Here is a 25166-nt window from a genome sequence, read left to right on the forward strand (position 1 = left end):
ATATATATATTTCCTCAGTTTGACTAGTATGATACATATGCATCATGATTCCGGCCGATACCAGCATTTGGCTTGCCCTTCTGCATCAGCTTCCAGCGAAGCCGCCCTATCTCCGGGTAAAAATCTGGCGGCGATTGCAAGCGATTGGCGCCGTTCCACTCAAAAATGCCGTCCACGTCCTGCCGCGCTCGGCTGAGGCTGAGGCTGCTTTCCGGGAGCTTCTGACCGAGATCACGGAAAATGGTGGCGAAGCGACCCTCATCGAGGCCCGTCTGTTGGTCGGCCAGACCGACCTGGACGTGCGCACGCTGTTCGATACCGCGCGAGACGTGGACTATGACGAGATTGCGCAGGCCGCTCGCCGGTTTTTGGAAACGGGGCCAGCCAGTGGTGCCGATATTGCGCGCCTGCAAAAACGGATGGAAGAGGTCAGCCGATTGGACTTCTTCGGCGCTCATGGTCGTCAGAATGCGGAGGCGGCGCTGGCGGAGCTGGACCGCCAACGTTATCAACATCCCGATGTGAGCCGAACCGAACCGGCCGATGCGCCACAGCCGATCGACTTTATCGGCCGCACCTGGGTCACGCGCAGCGGCGTCCATGTCGATCGCATCGCTTGCGCCTGGCTGATCCGGCGCTTCATCGACCCGGATGCCCGGTTCAAATTCGTCGCCAGCCGCCATTATGATCCCGTCGAGAGCGAACTCCGCTTCGACATGGTCGATGCCGAGTTCACGCATGAAGGCGACCGTTGCAGCTTCGAGACGCTGCTCGTGCGCGCTGACCTGATGAATGATCATGCGCTCGTGGCGATCGGCGAGATCATCCATGAACTGGACATTGGCGATGGCAAGTTCGCCCGGCCGGAAACGGCGGGCGTCGGCGCCATGCTGTCGGGCGTCTGCGCATCGACCGACGATGATCTCCAGCGCATCGCCACCGCCAGCGAGGCGCTCAACCAGTTCCACGCCTATTTCAGCACAAGAAAGTCCGAGCGATGAGCACCACCATCACCGATCTTCACGAAGGCGCCGCTGTTTCACACGGAGATCATGGGATTTCCTTTGGTGAAGCCGTGCGCGTCTGGGCGCGGATCGCCGCGCTGAGTTTCGGCGGACCAGCAGGTCAGATCGCCGTCATGCACCGTATTCTTGTCGATGAGAAACGCTGGATCGGTGAGGAACGCTTCCTGCACGCACTCAATTATTGCATGTTGCTGCCCGGCCCCGAGGCGCAGCAACTGGCGGCCTATATTGGCTGGCTGTTGCACAAGACCAAGGGTGGCTTGGTCGCGGGCGCCCTGTTTGTTCTTCCCGGCTTCCTGGCGATCCTGGCGCTGAGCTACATTTACGTACTGCTTGGTCATGCGCCTTTGATCGAAGGCCTTTTCTTCGGCCTCAAAGCCGCAGTTTTGGCGGTTGTCATTCAGGCGGTTGTTCGCGTCGGCTCCCGCGCGCTCAAGAACAACGTCATGCGGGGCATAGCGGTCGCAGCTTTCGCCGCGATCTTCTTCCTCGGCGCGCCCTTCCCCGTCATCATATTGGCGGCCGCACTTGGTGGTTATATCGGCGGCCGGGCGGGTCTTCCCGCGTTCAAGGGCGGCGGCGGTCACGGATCGGGCGGCAGCAACATTGTCCATGATCGCGACACCGCACTTGGCGAAGGCCTGCCGGATCACGCCCGGCCCAACCTTTCCTGGTCGCTCAAGATTTCGGGAACCTTGCTGTTCCTCTGGCTTGCGCCCGTGATTCTCCTGTTCGTTTTCGCGGGACCTGACGATGTCTTCACCAAAATCGCGGCCTTCTTCAGCCAGATGGCGGTCGTGACCTTCGGCGGAGCCTACGCGGTTCTGGCCTATGTGGCGCAAGAGGCGGTGGGGACCTTCGGCTGGTTGCGCCCCGGCGAGATGCTGGATGGTTTGGGGCTGGCGGAGACGACGCCCGGGCCGCTGATCATGGTGACGCAGTTCGTCGGCTTCCTCGCGGCATTTCGCGAATCGACCGGGTTGAACCCGCTCATGGCGGCAACGCTGGGGGCGATCCTCACCACCTGGGTTACGTTCGTGCCTTGCTTTCTTTGGATTTTCGCGGGCGCGCCCTTTGTCGAAGGGCTGAGAGGGAACCGGGCGCTTTCGGCGTCGCTTGGCGCGATCACCGCTGCGGTGGTCGGGGTTATCCTGAACCTGGCGCTGTGGTTTGCGATCCATACCCTGTTCCGCGAAGTGCGGCCGATCCATCTCCTGGGCAGCAGTTTCGATATGCCCGTTCTGGCGTCGCTGAACCTTCCGGCGCTTGTTTTGGCATTGGGCGCAGCGATCGCCGTCTTCCGCTTCAAGGTTGGCATGATCCCGGTCCTGTTTACGTGCGCTGGATTGGGAGCGGCCTATGTCCTCCTCGCCTGAGCAGAGGGCAATGACTAGTAGGGCGTCGCAGCAGCAGCTGATCGACCACGTATAGCAGATCACCAATGCATGACTGCGTTGGGCCTGCTGACCCCGTTCGATCCGGGTATATCGCCTCATACCGATAGGCTTCAGTTTGTTTCTCGGACCATTGGGGAAATTAAATTTGTGCATCGCAAAAAATGCTTGCGACTCCGATGAATCGATGACAGCTTGCTTTTGATCGAAGCAGGGGCGCTTCGATCCATAAGTTGAACCTAGCCGATGACGGCACGGTTCAACTACGATCCTTAAACGGATCTGCACGGCAATGACGCCGCCCGGATAGGTCGATCGACCTTTATCCTGGCGGCTTTTTTATTGGTTTTCCGTTGGCGGCCTGGATGCTGCCGGGCGGCTCTCAACATCATCTTCAAACGCCGGAACGCATTTCCGGCGACGGCTAGCTGCGCCCTTCGCGCAGCGGAAGCGCACAACAGGGAAGGAATTTGGGGAATGGCAAAGGTGGACAATCCGAATGGCGTCAGTCGGCGCGGGCTGCTCAAGACGACCGGGACTGCGGCCCTATTTGCCGCAGTGCAACAGGCTTTTCCGTCCGGCGCCTTTGCTGCTGGAGCTGGGCCGGAAGTCACCGGCGCCAAGCTCGGCTTCATTGCGCTGACGGACGCGGCGCCGCTGATCATTGCCAAGGAACTGGGCTTCTTCGCCAAATATGGCATGCCTGACGTGCAAGTGGCGAAGCAGGCGAGTTGGGGGGCGACGCGCGACAATCTGGTGTTGGGCAGCGCAGCCGGCGGCATCGATGGCGGGCATATACTGACCCCTATGCCCTATCTCTTGACGCTGGGACGGATCGGCAAGGCAACGCCAATGAGCATTCTTGCCCGCCTCAACGTCAACGGCCAGGGAATTTCGGTATCCAAGGAATATCTGGGCGCCAAGGCCGATCTCAACGCCGCCAAGATGAAGGGCGTGATCGCGCAGCGCAAGGGTGCGGGCAAGAAGATCACCATGGCCATGACCTTCCCCGGCGGCACGCATGACCTGTGGATACGCTACTGGCTGGCGGCGGGCGGCATCGATCCCGACAAGGATGTGGAACTGATCACCATTCCGCCGCCGCAGATGGTCGCGAACATGAAGGCCGACACGATGGACGCTTTCTGCGTGGGCGAGCCGTGGAATGACCAACTGGTCGCGCAGCAACTGGGCTACACCGCCGTTTCGACCGGCCAGATGTGGATGAACCATCCCGAAAAAAGCTTTGCCATGCGTTCCGACTGGGTTGCCAAATATCCGCGCGCGGCTGTCGCGATCACGGCGGCGGTGCTGGAGGCGCAGCGCTGGGCCGACAATCCGAACAACGTCACGCGCCTCGCCGGGGCGATCGCGGGCCGCGATTATCTGAAATGTCCGATCACCGACATTGCCGACCGTCTGCAAGGCAATTTCACCATGGGTGACGGACGGAAATATCCAAATGCACCGTTCAGGATGAAGTTCTGGAACGGCTATGCCAGCTTCCCTTACAAGAGCCACGACCTGTGGTTCCTGACCGAGGAGCAGCGCTGGGGGAAGCTGCCCATGGCGCTCGACACCAAGGGCACGATTGCAAAGGTCAACCGTTCCGACATCTGGCGCAAGGCGGCCGGAATGCTGGGTGGCAAGGGTCCGGCCAGTGACAGCCGCGGCGTCGAAAAATTCTTCGACGGCAAGACATTCGATCCCGCCAATCCCAAGGCCTATCTGGCCAGCCTGGCGATCAAGCGCGTCTGATTGGGGGAGAAAGCCATGGCTTCGCCATCATCCAACGGCAAAAGCGTACCGTCGGCTTCGGCTGCCGGTACTGCTACAGCCGCCACCGAACTGGGGGTCATCCTGCCCTATCCCGAAGAAGCGATTGCGCGCCGCAGTTTCGAACCAGTCGCGGCACCGGTCCATCCTTTGGTGAAGGCGGGGCGGGCCGTGGCCGCCACTGTTCTGCCGACTCTGGTGATGCTGGTCGGGTTGCTTGCCTTCTGGCAACTGCTGTGCAGTTCGCCTGACGCGACCTTTCCCAGCCCGCTCAAGGTCTGGCAGGAAAGTCATGAGGTGATCGTCCATCCGTTCAAGGGCGTGGACATCGGTCTCACCCATTTCAGCATTCAGGACGGCGGCGATGTCGGCATTGCCGGGCATGTGCTGACCAGCCTCAGCCGTGTGCTGATCGGTTACAGCCTGGCCTCGGTGGTCGGCGTGGCGCTGGGCATTTTGATCGGGCAGAGCATATTTGCCTTCCGGGCGCTCGATCCCCTGTTTCAGGTGTTGCGAACGGTGCCGCCCCTTGCATGGCTGCCGATCAGCCTCGCCATTTTTCAGCAGGCGCAACCTTCGGCGATCTTCCTGATCTTCATCACCGCGATCTGGCCGGTCATCCTGAATACGGCTGCGGGCGTACAAACCATTCCGGCGGCCTATCGCAATGTCGCAAAGGTGCTGGCGCTCAATCCGATCGAATATTTCACCCGCATCATGCTGCCCGCCACGGTGCCGCACATGTTCACCGGCCTGCGCATCGGCGTCGGCATGAGCTGGCTCGCCATCGTCGCGGCTGAAATGGTGCAGGGCGGCACCGGCGTCGGCTTCTTCATCTGGGACAGTTACAACAGCTCGCTGCTGACCGACACCATCGTGGCGCTGATCTGGATCGGGTTGGTGGGCTTCGCGCTGGACCGCATCGTCGCCTTTGCGGGCCGCATCATCGGCCGCGCAGGCTGAACAAGGGAGGCGTTAATGAAACAACGCAGCTATCTGGCGCTAGAAGGTATCACGGTCGAATTTCCGACCAAGGCGGGACGCTTCTGCGCGCTCGACGCGATCGATCTGGAAGTCGGCAAGGGACAGTTTGTGGCGCTGATCGGCCATTCGGGCTGCGGCAAGTCGACCCTCCTCAATGCCGTGGCGGGCCTGGTCAAGCCGACGCGCGGCGCCATCTTCCTCGATGGGGAAGTGGTGGACGCACCGGGACCGGATCGGGCGGTGGTCTTTCAGGACCATTCGCTGCTGCCCTGGTTGACGGTCGAGGAAAATGTGCGGCTGGCGGTCGATAAGACGGCGCAGGGCAAGAGCAAGGCCGAACGCAAGGATTGGGTCATGCATAATCTGGAACTGGTCCAGATGGCGCATGCCGCCGCCAAGCGGCCGGGCGAGCTTTCGGGCGGCATGAAACAGCGCGTCGGCATTGCCCGCGCCATCGCCATGAACCCGCGCGTGCTGTTGATGGACGAACCGTTCGGCGCACTCGACGCATTGACGCGGGCGGCGTTGCAGGATGTGGTCATGGATTTGCAGGCGCGGCTCAACAACACCGTGCTGATGATCACCCATGATGTTGATGAGGCGGTGTTGCTGGCCGACCGGGTGGTGATGATGACCAACGGCCCGGCGGCGCGCATCGGCGAGGATCGCACCATCTCCCTCGCCCGGCCGCGCAACCGGCTCGAAGCCATCGATACGCCCGAATATGCCGAGGCGCGATCGGCCGTCATCCACTTCCTGCACGAGCGCTACCGCAATCCAGCAACGCTCGCTGCCTAAGATTTCACCAAAAATAGTCCAGCTTGGAGAGGATGCTCTGAAAAGGCCGAAAAAAGCCATCGGGAGCAATTTTAAGGGGGATTTATGGGTAGAATTTCATTTCTGTTGTCGGCAACGGCGTTGACTGTCATCGCAGGACCGGCGCTGGCGCAAGACATTGTGTTCAAGCCTATCGTTGAGGCGCGTGTGCGGTATGAGACGGTGGACCAGGATGGTCCTGCGCCGCTCACCAGCAGCCGCGATGCCGATGCGGTGACCGTACGTCTGCGCGCAGGCGGTGAGATTTCCAAGGGACCGTTCGCCTTCCTGGCTGAAGGGGAAGGCACGCTGGCGATCGACGAGAATTATAATAGTGGGGTCAATGGCAAGACGCTCTATCCGGTGGTGGCCGACCCGGAAAATGTCGAGCTGAACCGCCTCCAGCTCCAGTATCGCACAAAGCCGCTGATCGTGACCATCGGCCGTCAGCGGATCAATCTGGACGATCAGCGTTTCGTCGGATCGGTCGCCTGGCGCCAGAATGAACAGACGTTCGATGCCGTGCGCGTCGAATATATGGGCGTCAAAAATCTAAAGGTCGATGTGACCTACGCGATTTCGGCCCGGACCATTTGGGGTGTCGACGGCGGCAAGTTCGGCGCGACCAACCGGCCGACCCAAATCGATGGCGACGATATTTTCGCCAATGTCTCCTACAAGACCAAGTATGGCACGCTGACTGGCTTTGCCTATCTGGTCGATGAGGATGAAGCCGTGGCGGCGCTGCGCCGAAACAGCAGCCAGACCTATGGCGCGCGGTTCGCGGGCGCGATGCCGCTGTCGAAGAAGGTGAAACTCAGCTATCTCGCCAGCTATGCGCATCAAAGCGACTATAGGGGCAATCTTGTCGACTATTCGGCGGATTACGCCGCTGCGGAGCTGGGCCTGGATGTCGCTGCATTCAAGCTGACCGGCGGATATGAACTGCTCGGCTCCGATGCGGGCGCGACGGGGATTGCGGGCGGCTTCGCCTTCCAGACGCCCTTCGCAACGCTGCACAAATTTAACGGCTGGGCCGACAAGTTCCTGACGACGCCGGGGACAGGCATTCAGGACTATTATGCAGGCATCGGCTATACCGTGCCCAAGATCGGCAAGGCGGGTCCGCTCGTCGCGTCCTTCACCTATCATCGTTTCAGCAGCGACCGGCTGTCGATCCATTATGGCGACGAATATAATGCGCAGATCACGCTGAAGCTCGACAAGCATCTGAGCGCGCTCGTCAAATATGCCGATTATGAGCGCAAGGGGGTTGCCAGCTTCACCGGTGACGCGGACACGAAGAAGTTCTGGGCGCAGATCGACTACGCGCTCTGAACGGATAGCTGACCATTTCAGGCGCGCGACTTCTGGTTCGACCGACATCCCCCGTGAGCGAGTTTCGTGAAACGCGGGGCACGGATGGTCAGAAAGCGCGCGCCCAAAACCCGCCAAATTGGGGCAAGACGTGCACCACGCCGCAAAGCTCAGGACACGGCTACCAAAGAATGGTGACAAGGCCGGTTATAAGCGCCATCGGTTGAGCATGTTTTCCATCGATGCCATCGGCCCCGTCGCCCGTATCAACCTCAATAATCCGAATGCGCGCAATGCAATCTCCATTGCCCGCTGGGACGACCTGCATCAGGCGATCGGCCGAGTGGCGGCGTCCGATGCCCGGGCACTGATCGTCCGATCGGCAACGGTCGGCGCCTTCTGCGCGGGCGCAGACATAAGCGAACTGGAACAACTCGCCAGCGACGCGAGCTTACGTCGCCGTTTCCGCGAAGCAATGGCGCGAACATTCGACGCCTTGGCGACATTGCCCATCGCCACGATCGCTGCGGTAGACGGCGGCTGCTATGGGGCGGGTGTAGCGCTGGCACTGGCGTGCGACATGCGCATCGCGGGTGATCAAGCAGCGTTCGGGATAACCCCTGCCAAACTCGGCATCGCTTACCCGGCAAGCGATGTCGGGCGGCTGCGGCGCCTGATCGGTCCCGGTCATGCCGCGCGACTTCTCTTTTCGGGGATGACGGTAAAGGCGGACGAAGCCCAAGCCATAGGTTTGGTGGAGGAACGCGCGGCGAACGCGGGCGACGCGGCGATCACCCTCGCCACCATGATAGCCACCAACTCACGGACTAGCGTCGCTAGCCTCAAACGCATCCTTGCTGACGATCCCATGGCCGATCGCCTGTTCGATGACGCATTCGATGGATCCGATTTCCAGGTCGGCGTGGCCGCCTTCCGCGCCCGTCGAAAGCCCGATTTCTGAGCCGAGCGGGAGCAAGCCATGGAGGCCTGGGTCAAGGCGGGCTGTCCTGCTTCCCTCATCGCAGCTCCGGAGAGAAGGAGCTGGCGCGTGACCAAGGCCACCTATTTTGTCGGAGGTTAAGAACTGCTTCGCGCCATTGAGACGCCAACCGCCTTCCATCTTGACTGCCCTGGTACGGATTGCGGCGGCGTTGGACACAGCGCCAGCCAATGACTCCATCCGGAGGTCATTTATGAAAAGCCAAACGTGACGCGTGCCAATGGAGATGATCCGTCATGAAGGTGGAAATGAAATAATAGCTGTGATCATACCCTGCTCGAATGTTGAGAGTGAGATCGATGTTCGCTGCGGCGCAGGCGTCCTTCAACAGATGAGGGCGCAGTTCCTGATCCAGAAACGTGTCTGCTCCGCCTTGGTCTACCAGCAGCGCGCTGACCCTGGCGCCATCCTCGATCAGGGCTACTGCATCATGCTTTCGCCAGGCTTTGCGGTCGTTGCCAAGATATCCTGACAAAGCTTTCTGGCCCCAGGGCACCTGGCTTGGGGCAACGATTGGGGCGAAGGCTGAGACTGCCGCATATCGTTCCGGATGGCGCAGTCCGATGGTCAAGGCGCCATGGCCGCCCATCGAATGGCCCATGATCGACTGTCGGGTCATATCGGCCGGGAAGTTGTCCGCGATCACCCGCGGCAGTTCGTCGGTGATATAGGACCACATCTTATAATGGCGGCTGTAGGGAGCTTCGGTCGCATCGACATAGAAACCCGCGCCAAGGCCGAAGTCATAAGCGCCCGCCGGATCGTCCGGCACATCATCGCCGCGCGGCGATGTATCCGGCGCTACGAAGATCAGGCCAAGATCAGCGCACGCACGACGAAACTCGCCCTTTTCCGTCACATTTGCGTGGTTGCAGGTTAACCCGGACAGATACCAGACAATGGGGAGCTTCCCCCCTTTTGCCTGGAGAGGAACGAAGACCGAAAAGGTCATCTCTGTTCCGGTCGTGCTCGACGCGTGCTTGTACACGCCTTGCACGCCTTCGAACGAACGACTGGCGCTGACCTGCTCTATACCCATTGATCAGTTGTCGTCCCTAAAGCTGTATGCGCAAATCTTGTTGCCGGCCGGATCACGAAGATAGGCGGCATAGGCGCCGGGCAAGTGCTGGCGGGGGCCAGCGGCACCTTCGCAAACGCCTCCGGCCGCCAAACCGGCAGCATGGAAGGCATCAACCTGACCCGGAGCTTGGGCAGCGAAGCCGATCGTCACCCCATTGCCGGAAGGCGCTTCGCCATTGCCGGGGCGGAGAACCAGAAAGGCGGGCTTATCCTTACCGTAGAGAACCGCATTTTCCCCAAACGGGCCGAGGTTCTTGACGCCCAGCGGCGCCAGCGCGGCGTCGTAAAAGGCCGATGAACGCGCGAGGTCATTGGCACCAACACAGGCGTGCGAAAACACACCGTCCCCGGAGATAACTGCCATCTGGATATTCCTCTCTTCTTATCAATGCTTTTAGAAAAGGACCACGGACCTGATGCTTTCGCCCGCGTGCATGAGGTCAAAGCCTTTGTTGATTTCTTCGAGCGTCAGAAGGTGCGTGATCATCGGGTCGATCTGAATATGCCCGTTCATGTACCAGTCGACGATCTTGGGAACATCGGTCCGGCCCTTCGCGCCGCCGAAAGCCGTCCCCTTCCAGACCCGGCCGGTGACGAGCTGGAACGGGCGGGTGCTGATTTCTTTCCCTGCCTCAGCCACGCCGATGATGATGCTTTCACCCCAGCCACGATGGCAGCATTCCAACGCGGTGCGCATGACTTCGGTGTTGCCGGTGGCATCGAAGCTATAATCGGCCCCGCCATCCGTGACCTCAAGAATCCTCGCCACGGTTTCGTCGCGCGACAGTCCCTTGCTGTTGATGAAATGGGTCATGCCGAACTTGCGGCCCCATTCCTCACGGTCGGCGTTGATGTCGATGCCGATGATCTTGCCCGCGCCCACCATCTTGGCGCCCTGGATCACATTGAGCCCGATGCCGCCAAGGCCGAAGACGACAACATTCTCGCCCGCCTTCACCTTTGCGGTGTTGACAACCGCGCCGACCCCGGTGGTGACGCCGCAGCCAATATAGCAGCTCGACTGGAACGGCGCGTCCTCCCTGATCTTCGCCACCGCGATTTCCGGCAGCACGGTGAAGTTGGAGAAGGTCGAACAGCCCATATAGTGGAAGATCGGCTGGCCCTTGTAAGAGAAGCGGGTCGTGCCGTCGGGCATGAGCCCCTTGCCCTGCGTGGCGCGGATCGCAGTACACAGGTTGGTCTTGCCCGAAAGGCAGCTTTTGCACTGGCGGCATTCCGGGGTGTATAGGGGGATGACGTGATCGCCGGGCTTCACGGACGTTACGCCTGACCCGACCTCCCGAACTATCCCGGCCCCCTCATGGCCCAGGATCGACGGGAAGATGCCTTCGCTGTCGAAACCATCTAGCGTGTAGGCATCCGTGTGGCAGATCCCCGTCGCCATGATTTCCACCAGGACCTCGCCAGCCTTTGGTCCTTCCAGGTCCAACTCCACTATCTCGAGGGGCTTTTTGGCTTCGAAGGCGACGGCAGCGCGGGTTTTCATTCGATTTCCTCGATCCGAAATGACATAGCGCCTCTTAGCACTAGGCCAATAAGGCGATAATAGGGTTTTTCCTCAATACACCATTGCGTAGGAGGGATAGTTATGTCGTCCTGGGACGGGTTCGACGAGTTTCTGGCGGTGGCATCCACCGGGTCGTTTACACGCGCGGCGCAGTTGATCAGCATGTCATCGACGCATGTGAGCCGATCAATCATGGCCTTGGAACGCCGCGTCCAGGCTCAACTGTTCCATCGAACGACGCGCCGGGTAAGCCTGACCGACACGGGCCGCATCTTCCTCGAACGATGCGAGCGGATCGCGCAGGAGAGAGATGAAGCAGTTGCAATGATCGGTGAAGAGGGCGTGCCTCAGGGAGAGTTGAAGGTCACCTGCTCGACCGCGATGGGAGAACGTTTCGTCGCTCCCATCATCCGCCGCTTTGCCATGCACCATCCCAAACTGAACGTCACCATCGACCTTACCAACCGGGTGGTCGATCCCATTTCCGAAGGATATGACCTCGCAATCCGTACCGGTAAGCCGGCGGACGGCCGGTTGATTGCAATAGAGGTTGCGTCACGTACCCTCTACACCTGCGCAGCGCCCAGTTACCTCGCCAAACACGGGACGCCCGGCAGCATCGAGGAACTGGACAGCCATGAACATATCATCGGCACCAACCCGCTGTGGCGCTTTGCGGAGGCCGGGCAGGAGATACTTCATCGGCCGACGGGCCGTTTCCGCTGCAACAGCGGGCAAGCCGTCATCGACGCTTGTATTTCCGGTCTGGGCATCTGCCAGTTGCCGGACTTTTACATCCTTCCCTACCTTCGGTATGGTATGGTCGAGATAATTCTGGACGATTATCGAGCGAAAGACGAACCGATCTGGGCGGTATATCCACAGCGTAGACACCTCTTGCCGAAAGTCCGAACTATAGTGGAATGCCTTCAACATGAGCTGGCCGCAGCCATGCATCCCCCGCGCGGGCGTCAGGTGAATGACGAACGGCCTTCCCAAGGCATGACGGGTCCGGAGTAAGTTGCGGCCTTGGTGATGGGGCGCCCAAATCGAAACTTCAATATATTTACAAACGTTCATTTATATGTATATACTGCGTTTGTTCGCGCTCGTCGGGCGCTTGAGCATCCCTCTGGGCAAACCACGTTTCAGTGAGACATTTGATGTTCGGAAAATCTGAGATCAATGGTTGTAAACGTCTGAAGAAAGTCAGCCCGCATACGGTTGATCTTATGCAATCAGAAGATTTCGTCCTGACAGACGAGTCTTTGAATCAGGTATTTGGCATAAGTTACAACACCTGGAGGAAGATCATGAGAGGCGAACCTGTCAGATCCTCCCTCGCCGACAGGCTGGAGAACCGGGTGGCAGCCAAATCAAATGGCTGCGCTGTTCGCTGAACTAAGGGCCGCCCCAAGGCCATTTGAGTTAACCTGGGGCGAAGTTCCGCTGTACGTTCTTGCCATTCGGCATGTCGGCAAGCGAGCGAAAGCCGTCAGTCGAGATATAGCCTGAGCGCCTGACTGATGAAGGCGCGCGACCGATCCGTGGCGTCAAACACGGAATCCCCCGCCATCTCGATCCGCTTGACCCGACCTGCGATGACATCGAAGATAATCTCCGCGCCGATCCGGGCGATGGCCGTTCCGGCGCAGGCGTGCGGCCCAATGCCGAAACTGAGCGGCATGGCCTTGGCCGGGCGATTGAGATCCACTTCATCCGGATTAGGAAAAACTTCAGGGTCCCGATTGGCCGAATTGAGCAGGAACCGGACTGGCGTGCGTTCCGGGATCAGCGTGCCCAGTATCTCCACTGGTCCCGTCGTGTTCCTTATGAATGACAATTCTGCCGGGAACAGGCGGATGATCTCATTCAGGATCGCGCGTCGCTTTTCGGGTTGCTCACGATAGGTCTGATAAAGGTCAGGATGCTTCGCGAAATATTCGAGGGCCGCGCCGATCAGGTAAGATGGATTGTGCGCGCCAGACCCCCAGAACAGCGAAAGCGTCTGGATCATCTCCTCGCGTGTGATCTCTCCCTTTTCCTCCGCTTCGATCAGCGCGTCAGCAAGCCCTGTGCCGGGATTTTCCTTCTTGTAAGCAATCAGATTCATCACACGAGACCGTAGATAGGCGAAACCCTTCGCCGCGATCTCGTCGTCCTTCGCGGTGGCGACCGAACTGATCCCTCGCATCACGTCTAGCATCGCGCTCACCGCGGATTCCGGATCATCGGTGGGCAGTTGAAGCGCGTCACACATCAGCGCGTGGGTCGGGATCATGCCAAGCTTGTGATGCCCGTCGATCACCTCGCCATCCTGATATTCATCCAGCGCCTGATTGACCGCCCTTTCAGCAGCGGCTGCATATTGCCTTATCAGCGGGGGCGTGAACCATTTGGCGGTGCGGCCACGTAGCGCGACATGCGCGGGACCTTCCCTGCTCAGCATCGTATCGCCAAAGCCCGCCGTGAAGGCATTTTCCGGCGCGTCCTCAGGTTCCAGAATGGTGAGTTCGGGCAAGCGGCCATATTTGACGATGTCATGGTAGCGCGACACGACATAGGTGCCGTTCGGCAGCCGGTGCAATGGACGCTCCTTGCGCAGCCGTTCGAACCAGGGATAGGGATTTTTGACAAATTCAGGGTCGCCAAGTGGCAGGAACTCGTCCTGCGCCTTGGCTAGATCGTCCTGGATGTGAACCACTTTCTGCTCCCCAAAATATACGAACATCTGTTTTCCACATCATACCAGCGGCCCGCCGCAAGCATGTGAGGAAAGGCAGACATGCCAGTTCAGACCGTACCCGACCCGGTTTCCACGGACGGACTTTCCGCTCTGGCTTTTGCATGGTCTTCCCGCAGCCGCGCCTTGAAGACCTTGCCGGTGGCCTGCCTTGGGATGCTGTCCACGAGGACCGCCTCATCGGGGATCCACCATTTCGCGCACTTGCCAGCGAAATAGGCGATGAGGTCGGCCGGGTCCGGTCGACAACCGGCGCGAGGGACTACGACCAACAGCGGCCTTTCGTCCCATCGCGGATGCGGGATGCCGATGACAGCCGCTTCCGCAACATCGGGGTGCGACGCCGCGATATTTTCCAGCGCGATGGAACTGATCCATTCCCCGCCAGACTTGATGACATCCTTCTCGCGATCCACGATTTCGACATAGCCTGCGGGATCGACGACGGCGATATCGCCAGTCGGGAGCCATCCTTCGTGCGCGGCCTCGATGGGGGAACCATCGCCGTTATAATAGCTGGATGTTACGCTGGGACCCCGAATTTGCAGGCTGCCGAAAGTCTTCCCGTCCCAGGGAGCCTCCTGCCCGTCTGTATCCACGATGCGAATGTTGAATGGATAAGGCGTGCGTCCCTGCTTTCCGAGCATGACCCGCCTGTCTTCGTCATCCAGATGCTCCCAATCATGGGGCGCGTTGAACAGGCCGCCAGCACTGGTCTCGGTCATCCCCCAGCCATGGCAGGTTTGAACACCGTATTTTTCCTCCAGCGTCTTGATCATGGAGGGCGTGGGAGCCGTCCCCCCTACGATAACGCGTTCCAGCGAGTCTATACGTTCGTCCTGCGCTTCCAGAAACTGGATCAAGTCGCTCCAGATGGTGGGCACCCCTGCGGCCAGCGTAACCTGTTCCGTGCTGATCAGTTCAAAGAGGCTGCGTGAATCGAGAGCGCTACCCGGAAGAACGAGCTTCGACCCGTTCATCGCGGCGGCAAAAGGCAGCGTCCATGCATTCACATGATACATGGGGACTATGGGAAGCAGGCTGTCCCGGCGCCGAACCGCGAACCAGTCGATGCCCGAAATCACCAGCGATTGCAGCACGACCGAACGGTGGGAATAAAGGACTCCTTTGGGGGCGCCCGTCGTGCCCGAGGTATAGCAGAGCGCCGACCCGGTCCGTTCGGCGATCACCGGAAAATCGAAGACAGGAGACGCTGCTTCGACCAGTTCCTCATAAGGCAGAAGCCCCGCAGCGTCCCCGCCGTCCGACCCCATGACGACAATGTGGCGAACATTTTTCAGGCTTCCCCTGATCTGCTCGACAAGGGGAACAAATTGCGGCTCGACCAACAGGATTTTGTCCTGCGCGTGATTGATGATGAATTCGACCTGTTCTGGGAACAGGCGAGGATTTACGGTATGGATGATCGCGCCCATGGCGGGGACGGCGAAATACACCTCCAGATGCCTCAAGGAGTTGGTGGCCAGAGTGGCGACCCGGTCTCCGGCGACGACACCCAGACTGGTCAGCGCATTGCACAGCTGCCGCGAGCGATTGAGAACCTGCGAATAGGAGCTGCGGACAATGCCGCCATCCGGCTGACGCGACACGATTTCGCGATCACCGTGGAACCGGTCAGCATGCAGCAGGATAGAGCCTATCGTCAGCTCAAAATCCATCATCGTCCCGATCATCTACAGCTCACATTCTTCCTGGTTGATGTCATCGCTACCAGCATGGCCTTGCGCCCGGCTGACGGAACCGCCGTGTAGTAACCGTTACAGATCCAGGACGAGCCGTTCGCCGGTGCGGCTACGCGACACGCAGATCATGATCCGGCTGTTTTGCGCCTTCTCATCATCGGTCAGAACGGAGTCGCGATGGTCCGCCGCCCCCGAAATCAGGGCCGTTTCACAGCTGCCGCACACACCTTCCCGGCAGGAGCAGAGAACGTCGAGGCCAGCCTCCTCCAAAACCTCCATGATCGATTCGCCCGGCGTGACGGTGTAAACCTGACCGCTACTTGCCAGTTCGACCTCAAACGGTCCATCGAAGGAGGGCTGCTCCAGCGGCTTGGCGGAGAAGCGCTCCAGATGGAGCGCGCCGCTCGGCCAGCTTTCGCATTTGCCTTCCACCGCCGAAAGCAGCGGTTCAGGGCCGCAGCAATAGACGAGCGCATTGGAAGTTGGATGATCGAGCAGCGACGCAAGATCGATATGCCCCACTTCGTCAAAGGGCTGCACCGAAACGGCGGGACCGCGGCTGGAAAGCTCATCCATGAACGCCATCGACCCGCGCGAACGCCCGCCATAGGCCAAGGTCCATTCAGCGCCCGCGGCGTCCGCGGCGGCGATCATGGGGATGATCGGGGTGATACCGATGCCACCCGCGATGAAGATATAGCGGCCACTTGGCTCCAGCTTGAAATGGTTTCGCGGACCGACGACATGAACTGCCATGCCTTCCTTCAGCACATCATGGATGAAGGCGCTACCGCCCCGGCTCTCCGGCTCGCGCAGCACGCCGATCCTCCAGCGCTTCCGATCAGATGGCGACCCGCACAGCGAATATTGGCGGATCGTTCCGTTGGCGAGTTCCACGTCGATATGCGCGCCCGGCTCCCAAACCGGCAGGTCGGCGCCGTCGCTCGATCCAAGCTCCAGGACGACCACTCCTTCGGCTGCGTCGCACCGTGACAGGACGACAAGGTCAAGCTTGGACTCGCCCAAATGCGGATTTCCAGTGGTCATTCCAACAATCCTCATACCCTCATGGTCAATCCGTGCGAAGATCCGACCCACGCCCGGATCAGGATGACGACCAGACGCCCTCCTTTTCGACGCCGCTAAAACCCGATAGTCGGATATGCGGTCATTCGACGAAGGCCTCCTGCACGCAGCCATATTAATTAACGGTTGTTCTTATATCAACCTCGATAGGCATCGTCAATGCGGCGCCGCGGCAAGTTGCACATGGTCTCCCCGCTTTATCAGGCCAGGCTCCAGCACCTCGGCATAGGATGCAAAGGCAGGCGTGGAATAGCTTGGCATCAGGCCGTCAGGCAGGTGGACACGGTCACGGAACTTGCCCAATGCCGGAACGACCGCCATATCGTTGGCACCCGTTTCGGGATGGCACTGGGTGACCACGCAACGCGGCACGCCGCTACGCACCCGCAGCAACACCTCACCGATCCGCAAAGTGCTGCCTTCCCAGCCATCCTCCGCGAAGGGCTGATCATGGTCGATCACCAAATTCGCCCGGAAGCGCCGTGGGTCGAGCGCTTGTCCCAGCCTTTGGGAAAAATTTCGCAATGATCCCGTGGTGAAGAAGGTGATCGGCAGGACGTCGATGCCGCCACCAGCACGCACGCTGCGGACCATGCGCACGGGCCTTCCGGCATGTTCGGTCAGAATCTGGTTCCAGTCGCCATCGACGTCACGGACATCGATCATCCGCATACCCATATAGTCCAGCGCCATGATCGAGCCGCGACCCGTCGCGCGCCCTTCGATCTTGCGACCGTTAGGGAAGGTCAACGTCAGCCGTTCGCTCGCCGAATCAAACCGGAAGGTGAGCGGCGCGAACACACCATGATGATGAGACGGCATCGGCGCGCCATGCTGATCGAGCAGGATGAACTCCCGGTCGCCGTCGATCCCGTGCGTTTCGATGCGCGCGGTCTCCACGTTCAGGAACCGGGTGCATTTGACGAAGGCCATGCCGATGTCCGCCACCCTCATCATGTACCAGCCTTTCCCTGACGCCTCGCCATCGTGTCAGTATGCGGTGAAACCACCGTCGATGACATGCTCCGCGCCGGTAATATAGAGGGATTCATCGGATGCCAGGAACAACGCAAGGTTGGCGATCTCCTCGGCGCTGGCGTTGCGCTTGAGCGGCACCTCTGCAACAGAATAGTCATTGCCCTGTATCATGGGCGTATCCGTATTGCCGGGGTGGATGCTGTTCACGCGGATTTTTCCATCCGCAAGATCCAGTGCCGCTGCCTTGGTCATGCCGCGCACGGCCCATTTCGCCGCCGTATAGGCGAAGGTCTGGGGATAGCCGACCATGCCAGCCGTCGATGAAATGTTGATGATCGATCCGCCGCCACCCCTGCGCATGGATGGCGCGGCGGCGCGCATGCCCAGATAAACGCCGAACTGCATGACATCGGTCAGGAGGCGATATTCCTCCGGCGTCGTATCTTCGAGCGACGATTCCTTCAGGATACCTGCGCAGTTCACGAGGACGCTGAGGTGGCCAAATTGCCGCTCGGTCTCATTGACGGCGCTGTTCCAATCTCCCTCCGATCGCACATCCAGCGACATGAAGCGCGCCTGCCTGCCCAGCCTCTCCTCCAATACCCTACCGCGATCGGCGTCCATATCGGCAATGATGACCGATGCGCCTTCGCGCACGAACCGGCTGACCATGGCCGCCCCCATGCCGCTCGCGCCGCCGGTTATGAGCGCGACTTTCCCCGCGAGGCGACCACTTTCCAGACTCATCTTTCGTCGCCCTTCAGGTTCCGTCAAAATACCGGCTAGAGCGCCGTATAGCCTCCATCCGCCAGGATAGACGCGCCGAAGAGATTGGAGGAATCCTCACTCGCCAGAAACAGAACGACTTTCGCCACTTCCAGCGGGTCGGCCACCGTTCCACGCGGCAGGCTCCATTGCTGGGAAAATTCCGGGATGGTCTGACCGGCCTTTTCGGCGGCCGCTCGCACCATGGGTGTAAGCATCGGGCCGGGACACACGCAGTTGATGCGGATGTTCTTCTTCGCATATTCGACAGCGCCCTGCTTCGTCAGCATCAGCACCGCGCCCTTGGTGGTCGCATAGTCGCTCGACCCCGCTTCTGCGACGAAGCAGTTGATCGAACCGCAATTGACGATCGTACCGCCGCCCTGCTTCAGCATCTGCTGAATGCCGTATTTCATGCCCAGGAAAACGCCCTTGACGTTCACCTGGTAGACGCGGTCGAAATCCTCTTCGGAAATATCCGCGAGCGGCGGCTGTTCGAACCAGATGGCGGCGTTATTGTAAAGGATGTCGAGGCGGCCGAACCGGTCCACGGCTGCCTGCACCATATTTTGAACATCAGCCGATTTGCTGACGTCCGCCTTGACGAACAGCGCTTCTCCACCGATCGCTTCAATGTCAGCAACGGCTTCCGCACCGTCGGAAAGGTCGGTGATCACGACCTTCGCACCTTCCTGCGCGAAAAGGAGCGAGGTCACCCGGCCCAAGCCAGCGCTTCCGCCGGTGATCAACGCCACTTTTCCGTCCAGTCTGCCCATCTATTATACCTTCATTGCCGTGTCGTTCCGCCGGTAGGCGGGCTCAGTTCACATCCCACTCAAGTTCGAGCGCGTCGGCCGATCCGATGATGCCGCTGCGCGTGATGAACTTGAAGCCCGGCTTCATACGGAAGCGGGGAATGCGCTTCAGCCATTCCTCCAGCAGGATCATCACCTCGATCCGCGCAAGATGCATTCCCGCGCAGACATGCGCGCCCGCGCCAAAGGTGCTGTGCGACTTCTTCTTGCGGTTGAAGTCCACTTTCATCGGGCACTCATTTTCGCGGGCGTCGATGCCGTGCATCGTCGTCGGCGCAAGCACCATGTCGCCGGCCTTCAGCAGGACGCCGTCATATTCGATGTCCTTTGCTACCATCCGGCCTTCGTTCACGAGCGGGAAACGGCGGAACAATTCCTCGCTGACCATCGCCAGCCGGTCGGCATTTTTGTGAATTTCTTCCACCACCTCGGGATGCTGCGCCAAATGAGCGAAGCATACCGGAATGAAGTTCAGCACCGTGTCGAGCCCACCCAACAGCACGATCGTGATCAGGCGGTTCTTCTCATCGATGGTCAGCGGTCGCCCATCGACAGTGGCATGTGCAATTCCGCTTATGATGTCGCTGCCGGGATTTGCGGTGCGCTCCGCCAACACAGGTGCGATATAGTCGTAGAGCGCCTTCTTCCCCCGTACCAGGCTGTCGGCCATTTCTTCGGCCGTGCCTTCGGGCTTCATCATCATCGCCACGTAGCGCAGCAGCTTGTCGGCGTCCTCGAAGGGCAGCTTAGTGAGTGCAAGGAACATCTTGATCGGGAAGATGTTCGCCAGCTGCGATTTCAGTTCGCAATGCCCGTCGGCCGCGAATGCTTCGATCAATTCGATCGAGAGAGCTCGGATCTCAGGCTCCATCGCCATGATTTTGTCACGACCCATGTAACGGTTCAGTATCTGGCGGTAGGGCGTGTGTTCAGGCGGGTTCAGCATGGACGGCAGACCGTCCCATTCCGCACCCATCGTCTTGGGAATGAAGAAAATCTCGCTGGTGAAACGGGTGTAGTCCTTCAATACCTCGGAGACCGTGCTGCCGCGCGTCGCGATCCAATGGCCTTCATTGTGGGGCGTCCAGATGATATCTGGCACACCAGGGTCCTGCAGCGCGCCCCAGATGTCGTAATAGTCTTTTTCACCATTGCCCGCAGGGTTGTACATGTCGAAATCATAGATCCGATCCCTTGGAATATGATCCGGGATATCGAACTGCTTCAGACTCGCCTGATCCATCACTTCCATGATCGCTGCTCCCACATCGCCCTGTTGCCGATATATTAATGAACGATTGTTCGTACGTCAAGAGATTGTCATGAATGGTCTGGCGCGGATTCCACTCACCAAGACTGCCAGAACCCGCTCAATCTGACCGGGGCATCGCCCCGTTTACGACCAGAAATCGTCAATAGCCCCTTGGTCACCATCATACATACGGCAGCTGGTAATCTTGTCGCCGCGAATGGTGTAGACGACCAGCTTGTTGGTATCGATCTCGCCCTTTCCGTCGCGCACCATCTTTTCGTAGATGTTGACGACGCAGCCATCATCGCCCGACAAGATGATTTCCGGGTTTGACGTAACCGTCCAGCGGTTGTTGGTCATTTCGAGCAACGGCTGCACCCAGCGCTGATTGAAATCTTCCGGGCTGTCGAACTTCCCAGCGAGTCTGCTGTGACCGGCCTGGAAGAAATACATGTCATCGGACCAATAGGTCTGGGCCGTTTCGACATCGCCGCGTTCCCAGCAATCGAGATAGTCATTGATCAGTTTGCAGTTGAATTCAGCTTTGCTCATAGGAACCTCTCAAGCCTAAAAACGACAACGTCCCGTCGAGAACGAACGATCGTTTTTTAAAGATGCTATGCAGGGCTATGCCGTGCGTCAAATGCTTCTGTCGTGAAACTGGCCATCATGATCGCGTCCGCGTCACGCCCATCCTCATGTGTCGTACATCAATGCGATCACCTCAGCCGGAAGAGGGCCATGGCCCACCGAAGACCGGGCATCGAACCGCATGAAGGCGCGGCTTGTCAGCGAATAAACCGGCCAGTCCGGCACGGTCTTGTTGCCGGGATTTCCGGTTTTGGCGAAAGCGATCCAGCTGTCCATCATGGCGTCTCGCACAGCATACCATTCCTTGTTGCGATAGCGCTTGCCGCGCTCCGCGACGGCATCCGACTTCGCATCGATGATCGTCGGCAGATCCTGCGTCCCGAACACAAAGCCGACATCGCCACCATGCAAGGCCCAAAAATCGCCCGCCATCGGCTCTTCCCAATCGAAGCGGTAATAGTAAACCGGCGCAGCGCCGAGCGCGGCTTTCATGTCCGCCTGACGTACCGCGTTGGCGCTCATCCACATGGTGGTCCCTGCCGCGACCATCAGACGCTGCAGGTCAGCACCCGGCATCTGGGCGCGTAAGGCGTGAACCAGTGCTTCCAGTCGCGGCCGCCCGAGATGGTGCATCGGCGCGAGTATTGCCAGCAGTTCCTCGTCGTTTGACGGCTTTGGCAGAGACCCGTTCAACGACATCAGCCACACCGCTTCATCACGCGTGGTGCCCACCAGAAGCGGCACATCGGCCCACAGGGCCATCGCGCGGGGATCGCGGGGTTGATAGGGCAGCAGATTGCCGTCCTGCACGGGCGACAGGGGCAGTTCGCCGACATCCATTAGCGCGTCGCCCTTGAAAAATTCGGCATAGGCAGCCTTCAGCCGGTCGGCAGGCATATCGGCAAGAGCGCGCGGGTTGGCAGGGTCAATCCCGACCAGCATGCAGAGGTCGCGCACCTCCTTCTGAGCGACATCGTTCGTCCGGAATCGCGGGGCCGAGAGGCTCTGCACGATCGCGCGCTGAAACAGTCCCTTCGCGCTGGGCGTGGAAAGCAAGGTGGTGACCTTGCCGCCGCCGCCGGATTCCCCGAAGATCGTCACCTGACCAGCATCACCACCAAACGCCGCAATGTTCCGCTGAATCCAGCGCAGCGCTTCTACCAGGTCGCGATGACCCGGATTGCCGACGCCTTCATATTCAGGAGCGAGCGCACCAAGATTGAGATAGCCGAAGACATTGAGCCGATGGTTCACCGTGACTACAATGACCCCGCCCCTTTCGGCTAGGGCAGATCCATCATAGGCTGGAACACCGCCTGAACCCCACCAATAGCCGCCGCCGTGAATCCAGACCATGACGGGCGCATTTCGAGCATCCTTGGGTGCCCAGATGTTGAGCCTCAGGCAATCTTCGCTTTCCGGTTGGACATCCTGCCATGCAGGGGGATCAGGATTATTCTGATAGCAGGGTGATCCATAGGCGAGCGCGTCGCGCACGCCAGTCCATGGCTTCACAGGCACAGGCGCCTGGAAGCGCCGATGAGTGGTGTCCTCTCCATAAGCGACGCCCTTGAAGATGGCGAGCTTTGCAGTTTCATAGCCGCGCAGCATGCCCTCGGCCGTTTTGACCATGCGGCGCGCAGCAGGGATAGCTGCGTCCGCTGCCGAACTTACAAGCAAGCCTCGACCAGCGAGCAGGGCACCCGTGCTTGCAGTCACAAAATTACGGCGATCAAGTTTCATTGCCATCTCCTGCACCGCGCTGGAACGTCTGACATCGTTTTCCGCCCTGCACAAGCTACGGCTTCTCGCTTCAGCTATCTGCATCGGCAGCCTAGGATCCTCACCGTCAGTCGCGCCTGTCTGCGGCAAGATAATTAGAGGGGAAAAAGAGGCCGGCGACTAGCAGCCGCCGGCCTTGACCCGCTCAGAAGTCCTTGCGGAACCCCACGCCATAAGTGCGCGGCGGAGCAAAGGAACCAAGGCCGATCCCCGTCCAGCTATTGTCGTAGGCGAAGGTCTTACGGTTCACATCCGTAAAGTTGCGGACGAAGCCATACAGTTCCCATCCCTGATCTTTACGGCCAATGCTGATGCGCGCATTGTGCATCCAGCTGGACGGCAATGTGGTCAGAGGCGACACGACCAGATTGGCCTTGCTTTCAGATTGATAGTCGAAATCATATTGCAGGCCGAGCTGATAGATCCCAATATCGAAGGTCTTGGTAACAAGACCGTTCAGCGACCATTTGGGTGCCTTTACAGGTCTTACGTCGGCAAGACCTTGAGGCGTCACGACACCCTTGACTTGCGCATCAAGATAGGCAGCGCCTAATGATATATTGAGCCCTTCCATGGGATTGGCAAATATTTCAAGTTCACCGCCGGTATAATAGGCATCGTTGTTGGAAACGGTGGAGATAAGACCGTTGAAATTGAACGCCTGATAACCGGAATAGTCGTAATAGAAAGCGCTTGCGCGAACATTTGCTTTGCCATCGAAAATACGCAACTTGGCGCCGCCTTCATAAGCGACCACGGTTTCGTTACCAAAGGGAACTGCCGAATAATCGACTGTAACGCCATCGGGCTGAAGACCCAGCGTGCCGTCCGCCGTCGCATTGAAACCGCCGCCGCGGATACCGCGGCTGACCCCCGCGTACAGCAGCATATTGTTGTTGGGTTCATAGCTCAGCTGGAACTTGCCGGTCCAGTCACCACGGCTCTGCTTGTTCGAGCTGCTCCAGGCCGCTGCCGATTGGGCATTGAAATCCCAATAAAGGTCAGCAGACGTGCCGGTATAATTAGGATCCAGCGGTCCCAGCGCCACCTGCGAATTGAACACTTTGCGGTCATGGGTGTAACGTCCGCCGACAGTAACCTTCACCGTCGGCAGGATCTCATATTCGATCTGGCCGAAGGCGGCGTAGGAACGCGTGCGCTGTTGATAGGTATTGATGGCATCGAAGTTACCCACCAGAATGAAGTCCGTATAGTAGGAGCCTTTAAGATCCAGGAAATAGCCGCCAACGGTCCAGTTCAACGGACCCGCATCACCTGACAACCGCAATTCCTGGGAAAGTTGGCGCGTGTAACCGCCACTCGCGAAATTGAAGACGTTATTCGGCGTACCGTCCGAATCCTCAAGATAATCGATGTTGGACTTTGTATAATTGCTGATTGAGGTCAGGGTTGCCGAGCCGACCGATCCTTGCAGCTTGAGCGTCCCATAATAGGTCTGCTTCTTCAGGAAGCCAATATCGTTGAACGATCCTTCGGTTCCTTTACTGCTCGGATCGCGATATCCGAACGGGTCATTGCCAGCTCCCGTGCCATAAATATCGACATCCGCAGGGACGAACTGGGTTACGCCATTGGCATCCACATACACCGGGTAGGCTTTGTAGATACCCTCCCGATGCTTCGGGCTCTTGTTGAGCGACCCGGTGACTATCGCCTTCCAGTCCGAACCGATGTCGAAGGCAAGCTTCCCGCGTATACCAAAGCTGTTGGATTCAAAACTATCCTTGCCACCCGCCGGATTGTTGTTCTTGAACCAGCCGTTACCGATCTGTCCAAAAGCGGCGAGGCGGAACGCAACACCATCCGCAATCGGCCCACCAATCGCCCCTTCGACGCGACCCGTGGAAAAGCTGCTATATTCGGTATTGAAATAGCCGTCCCAGTCCTTGGTAGGATCCTTCGTCACGAACTGAAGCAGGCCACCTGTCGAGTTCCGGCCGAAAAGCGTTCCCTGCGGCCCGCGAAGCGCCTCCGCGCGCGCAAGGTCATAGACCGGGAAAGCAACCATGGACGGGGTCGGGACATAGACTTCGTCAAGATAGACCGCGTTGGGTGCTTCCTGATGCTCCGAGTAGTCGACCTGCGACACGCCGCGTATGGTCACGAAGGCATTGAGGCCGCCGCCACTGCCGCTGTCGAATTCCAGCGCGGGGACTTGGCGCGCTATGTCTGAAGCAGTACCGACCCCCAGTTTGGCAAGTTCGTCACCCGACAATGCCGTAATGGCGATGCCGACCTTCTGGATGGATTGTTCACGACGTTGGGCGGTGACGACGATCTCACCCATCCCCTCACGGGCCTGACCATCGGGTGCCTGCGCATGCGCGGGGCTGACCATGACAAGCGAGAAGCATCCTCCCGCAAGAAGGCCAACACGGTACGCCTGTCGCCATATCGGCGCCTGAGCACCACCAATGAGAGTGTCATCACCGAGTCGATCGCGCGGGTCCGACGTAATTTTGCCTGATATTTTCATGGATTCCCCCCGTCGTGTCTTTGAAGATCTGCTG

At 59.3% G+C, this 25166-nt stretch carries 21 protein-coding genes; 8 read left to right on the top strand and 13 right to left on the bottom strand.

Going from position 1 to position 25166, the window contains the following annotated elements; all coding sequences use genetic code 11:
• Window positions 1-44 precede the first annotated feature (44 nt).
• From AC6JBC_RS15510 to AC6JBC_RS15540, 7 genes are all read left to right on the top strand, one after another.
• Window positions 45-1001, top strand: coding sequence for a chromate resistance protein ChrB domain-containing protein (locus AC6JBC_RS15510; RefSeq protein WP_498026371.1), 957 nt, complete (start codon window positions 45-47; stop codon window positions 999-1001).
• Window positions 998-2401, top strand: a complete 1404-nt coding sequence (gene chrA, locus AC6JBC_RS15515) for a chromate efflux transporter (protein WP_498026372.1) — start codon at window positions 998-1000, stop codon at window positions 2399-2401. The genes AC6JBC_RS15510 and chrA overlap by 4 nt, the downstream gene beginning before the upstream one ends.
• Window positions 2402-2896: 495 nt before the next feature.
• Entirely contained in the window at window positions 2897-4177 is a 1281-nt protein-coding gene (locus AC6JBC_RS15520) for a CmpA/NrtA family ABC transporter substrate-binding protein (protein WP_498026373.1), read from the top strand.
• Window positions 4178-4192: 15 nt separating this feature from the next.
• Window positions 4193-5158 (top strand): nitrate ABC transporter permease, encoded by a 966-nt coding sequence (ntrB, locus tag AC6JBC_RS15525; RefSeq protein ID WP_498026374.1) that lies wholly within the window; start codon window positions 4193-4195, stop codon window positions 5156-5158.
• Window positions 5159-5173: 15 nt separating this feature from the next.
• Window positions 5174-5977, top strand: a complete 804-nt coding sequence (locus AC6JBC_RS15530) for an ABC transporter ATP-binding protein (protein ID WP_498026375.1) — start codon at window positions 5174-5176, stop codon at window positions 5975-5977.
• A gap of 84 nt (window positions 5978-6061) precedes the next feature.
• Window positions 6062-7333, top strand: coding sequence for an alginate export family protein (locus tag AC6JBC_RS15535; protein WP_498026376.1), 1272 nt, complete (start codon window positions 6062-6064; stop codon window positions 7331-7333).
• 208 nt (window positions 7334-7541) lie between these two features.
• Window positions 7542-8273: an enoyl-CoA hydratase/isomerase family protein gene (locus AC6JBC_RS15540; protein ID WP_498026377.1), complete on the top strand. Its 732-nt coding sequence runs from the start codon at window positions 7542-7544 to the stop codon at window positions 8271-8273.
• 226 nt (window positions 8274-8499) lie between these two features.
• Here AC6JBC_RS15540 and fghA read toward each other — a convergent pair whose 3' ends face one another.
• Genes fghA through AC6JBC_RS15555 form a run of 3 tightly spaced genes read right to left on the bottom strand, consistent with a single transcriptional unit; the run spans window position 8500 to window position 10899 of the window.
• Window positions 8500-9351 carry an S-formylglutathione hydrolase gene (fghA, locus tag AC6JBC_RS15545; protein WP_498026378.1) on the bottom strand — a complete coding sequence of 284 codons (852 nt, stop codon included), beginning with the start codon at window positions 9349-9351 and terminating at the stop codon, window positions 8500-8502.
• Between the two features lie 3 nt (window positions 9352-9354).
• On the bottom strand, window positions 9355-9756 hold the full coding sequence (locus AC6JBC_RS15550; RefSeq protein ID WP_498026379.1) for a VOC family protein: 402 nt from the start codon (window positions 9754-9756) through the stop codon (window positions 9355-9357).
• A 30-nt stretch (window positions 9757-9786) separates the two neighbouring features.
• Entirely contained in the window at window positions 9787-10899 is a 1113-nt protein-coding gene (locus AC6JBC_RS15555) for an S-(hydroxymethyl)glutathione dehydrogenase/class III alcohol dehydrogenase (protein ID WP_498026380.1), read from the bottom strand.
• A 102-nt stretch (window positions 10900-11001) separates the two neighbouring features.
• Between AC6JBC_RS15555 and AC6JBC_RS15560 the strand changes: the two genes are divergently transcribed.
• Complete coding sequence (locus tag AC6JBC_RS15560; RefSeq protein ID WP_498026381.1) at window positions 11002-11940, top strand: LysR family transcriptional regulator; 939 nt, start codon at window positions 11002-11004, stop codon at window positions 11938-11940.
• Window positions 11941-12415: 475 nt separating this feature from the next.
• Here the strand turns inward: AC6JBC_RS15560 and AC6JBC_RS15565 are convergent, their stop codons facing one another.
• From AC6JBC_RS15565 to AC6JBC_RS15610, 10 genes are all read right to left on the bottom strand, one after another.
• Window positions 12416-13651, bottom strand: coding sequence for a cytochrome P450 (locus AC6JBC_RS15565; RefSeq protein WP_498026382.1), 1236 nt, complete (start codon window positions 13649-13651; stop codon window positions 12416-12418).
• Window positions 13652-13713: 62 nt separating this feature from the next.
• Entirely contained in the window at window positions 13714-15357 is a 1644-nt protein-coding gene (locus AC6JBC_RS15570) for a long-chain fatty acid--CoA ligase (RefSeq protein ID WP_498026383.1), read from the bottom strand.
• 84 nt (window positions 15358-15441) lie between these two features.
• A complete protein-coding gene (locus tag AC6JBC_RS15575) occupies window positions 15442-16413 on the bottom strand; it encodes a PDR/VanB family oxidoreductase (protein WP_498026384.1) in 972 nt (323 codons plus the stop codon).
• A 195-nt stretch (window positions 16414-16608) separates the two neighbouring features.
• Window positions 16609-17409: an MOSC domain-containing protein gene (locus AC6JBC_RS15580; protein WP_498026385.1), complete on the bottom strand. Its 801-nt coding sequence runs from the start codon at window positions 17407-17409 to the stop codon at window positions 16609-16611.
• Window positions 17410-17442: 33 nt separating this feature from the next.
• The gene (locus tag AC6JBC_RS15585) at window positions 17443-18177 is read right to left on the bottom strand and encodes an SDR family oxidoreductase (RefSeq protein WP_498026386.1); all 735 of its coding nucleotides are present in this window, start codon (window positions 18175-18177) and stop codon (window positions 17443-17445) included.
• A 35-nt stretch (window positions 18178-18212) separates the two neighbouring features.
• Window positions 18213-18971, bottom strand: a complete 759-nt coding sequence (locus AC6JBC_RS15590) for an SDR family NAD(P)-dependent oxidoreductase (RefSeq protein ID WP_498026387.1) — start codon at window positions 18969-18971, stop codon at window positions 18213-18215.
• A gap of 43 nt (window positions 18972-19014) precedes the next feature.
• A complete protein-coding gene (locus AC6JBC_RS15595) occupies window positions 19015-20262 on the bottom strand; it encodes a cytochrome P450 (RefSeq protein ID WP_498026388.1) in 1248 nt (415 codons plus the stop codon).
• 144 nt (window positions 20263-20406) lie between these two features.
• Window positions 20407-20814 (bottom strand): nuclear transport factor 2 family protein, encoded by a 408-nt coding sequence (locus tag AC6JBC_RS15600; RefSeq protein ID WP_498026389.1) that lies wholly within the window; start codon window positions 20812-20814, stop codon window positions 20407-20409.
• Between the two features lie 144 nt (window positions 20815-20958).
• Window positions 20959-22596 carry a carboxylesterase/lipase family protein gene (locus AC6JBC_RS15605; RefSeq protein WP_498026390.1) on the bottom strand — a complete coding sequence of 546 codons (1638 nt, stop codon included), beginning with the start codon at window positions 22594-22596 and terminating at the stop codon, window positions 20959-20961.
• A gap of 184 nt (window positions 22597-22780) precedes the next feature.
• Window positions 22781-24994: a TonB-dependent receptor gene (locus AC6JBC_RS15610; RefSeq protein ID WP_498026391.1), complete on the bottom strand. Its 2214-nt coding sequence runs from the start codon at window positions 24992-24994 to the stop codon at window positions 22781-22783.
• Window positions 24995-25166 lie beyond the last annotated feature (172 nt).

This window comes from Sphingobium sp. RC1 (assembly GCF_059738765.1).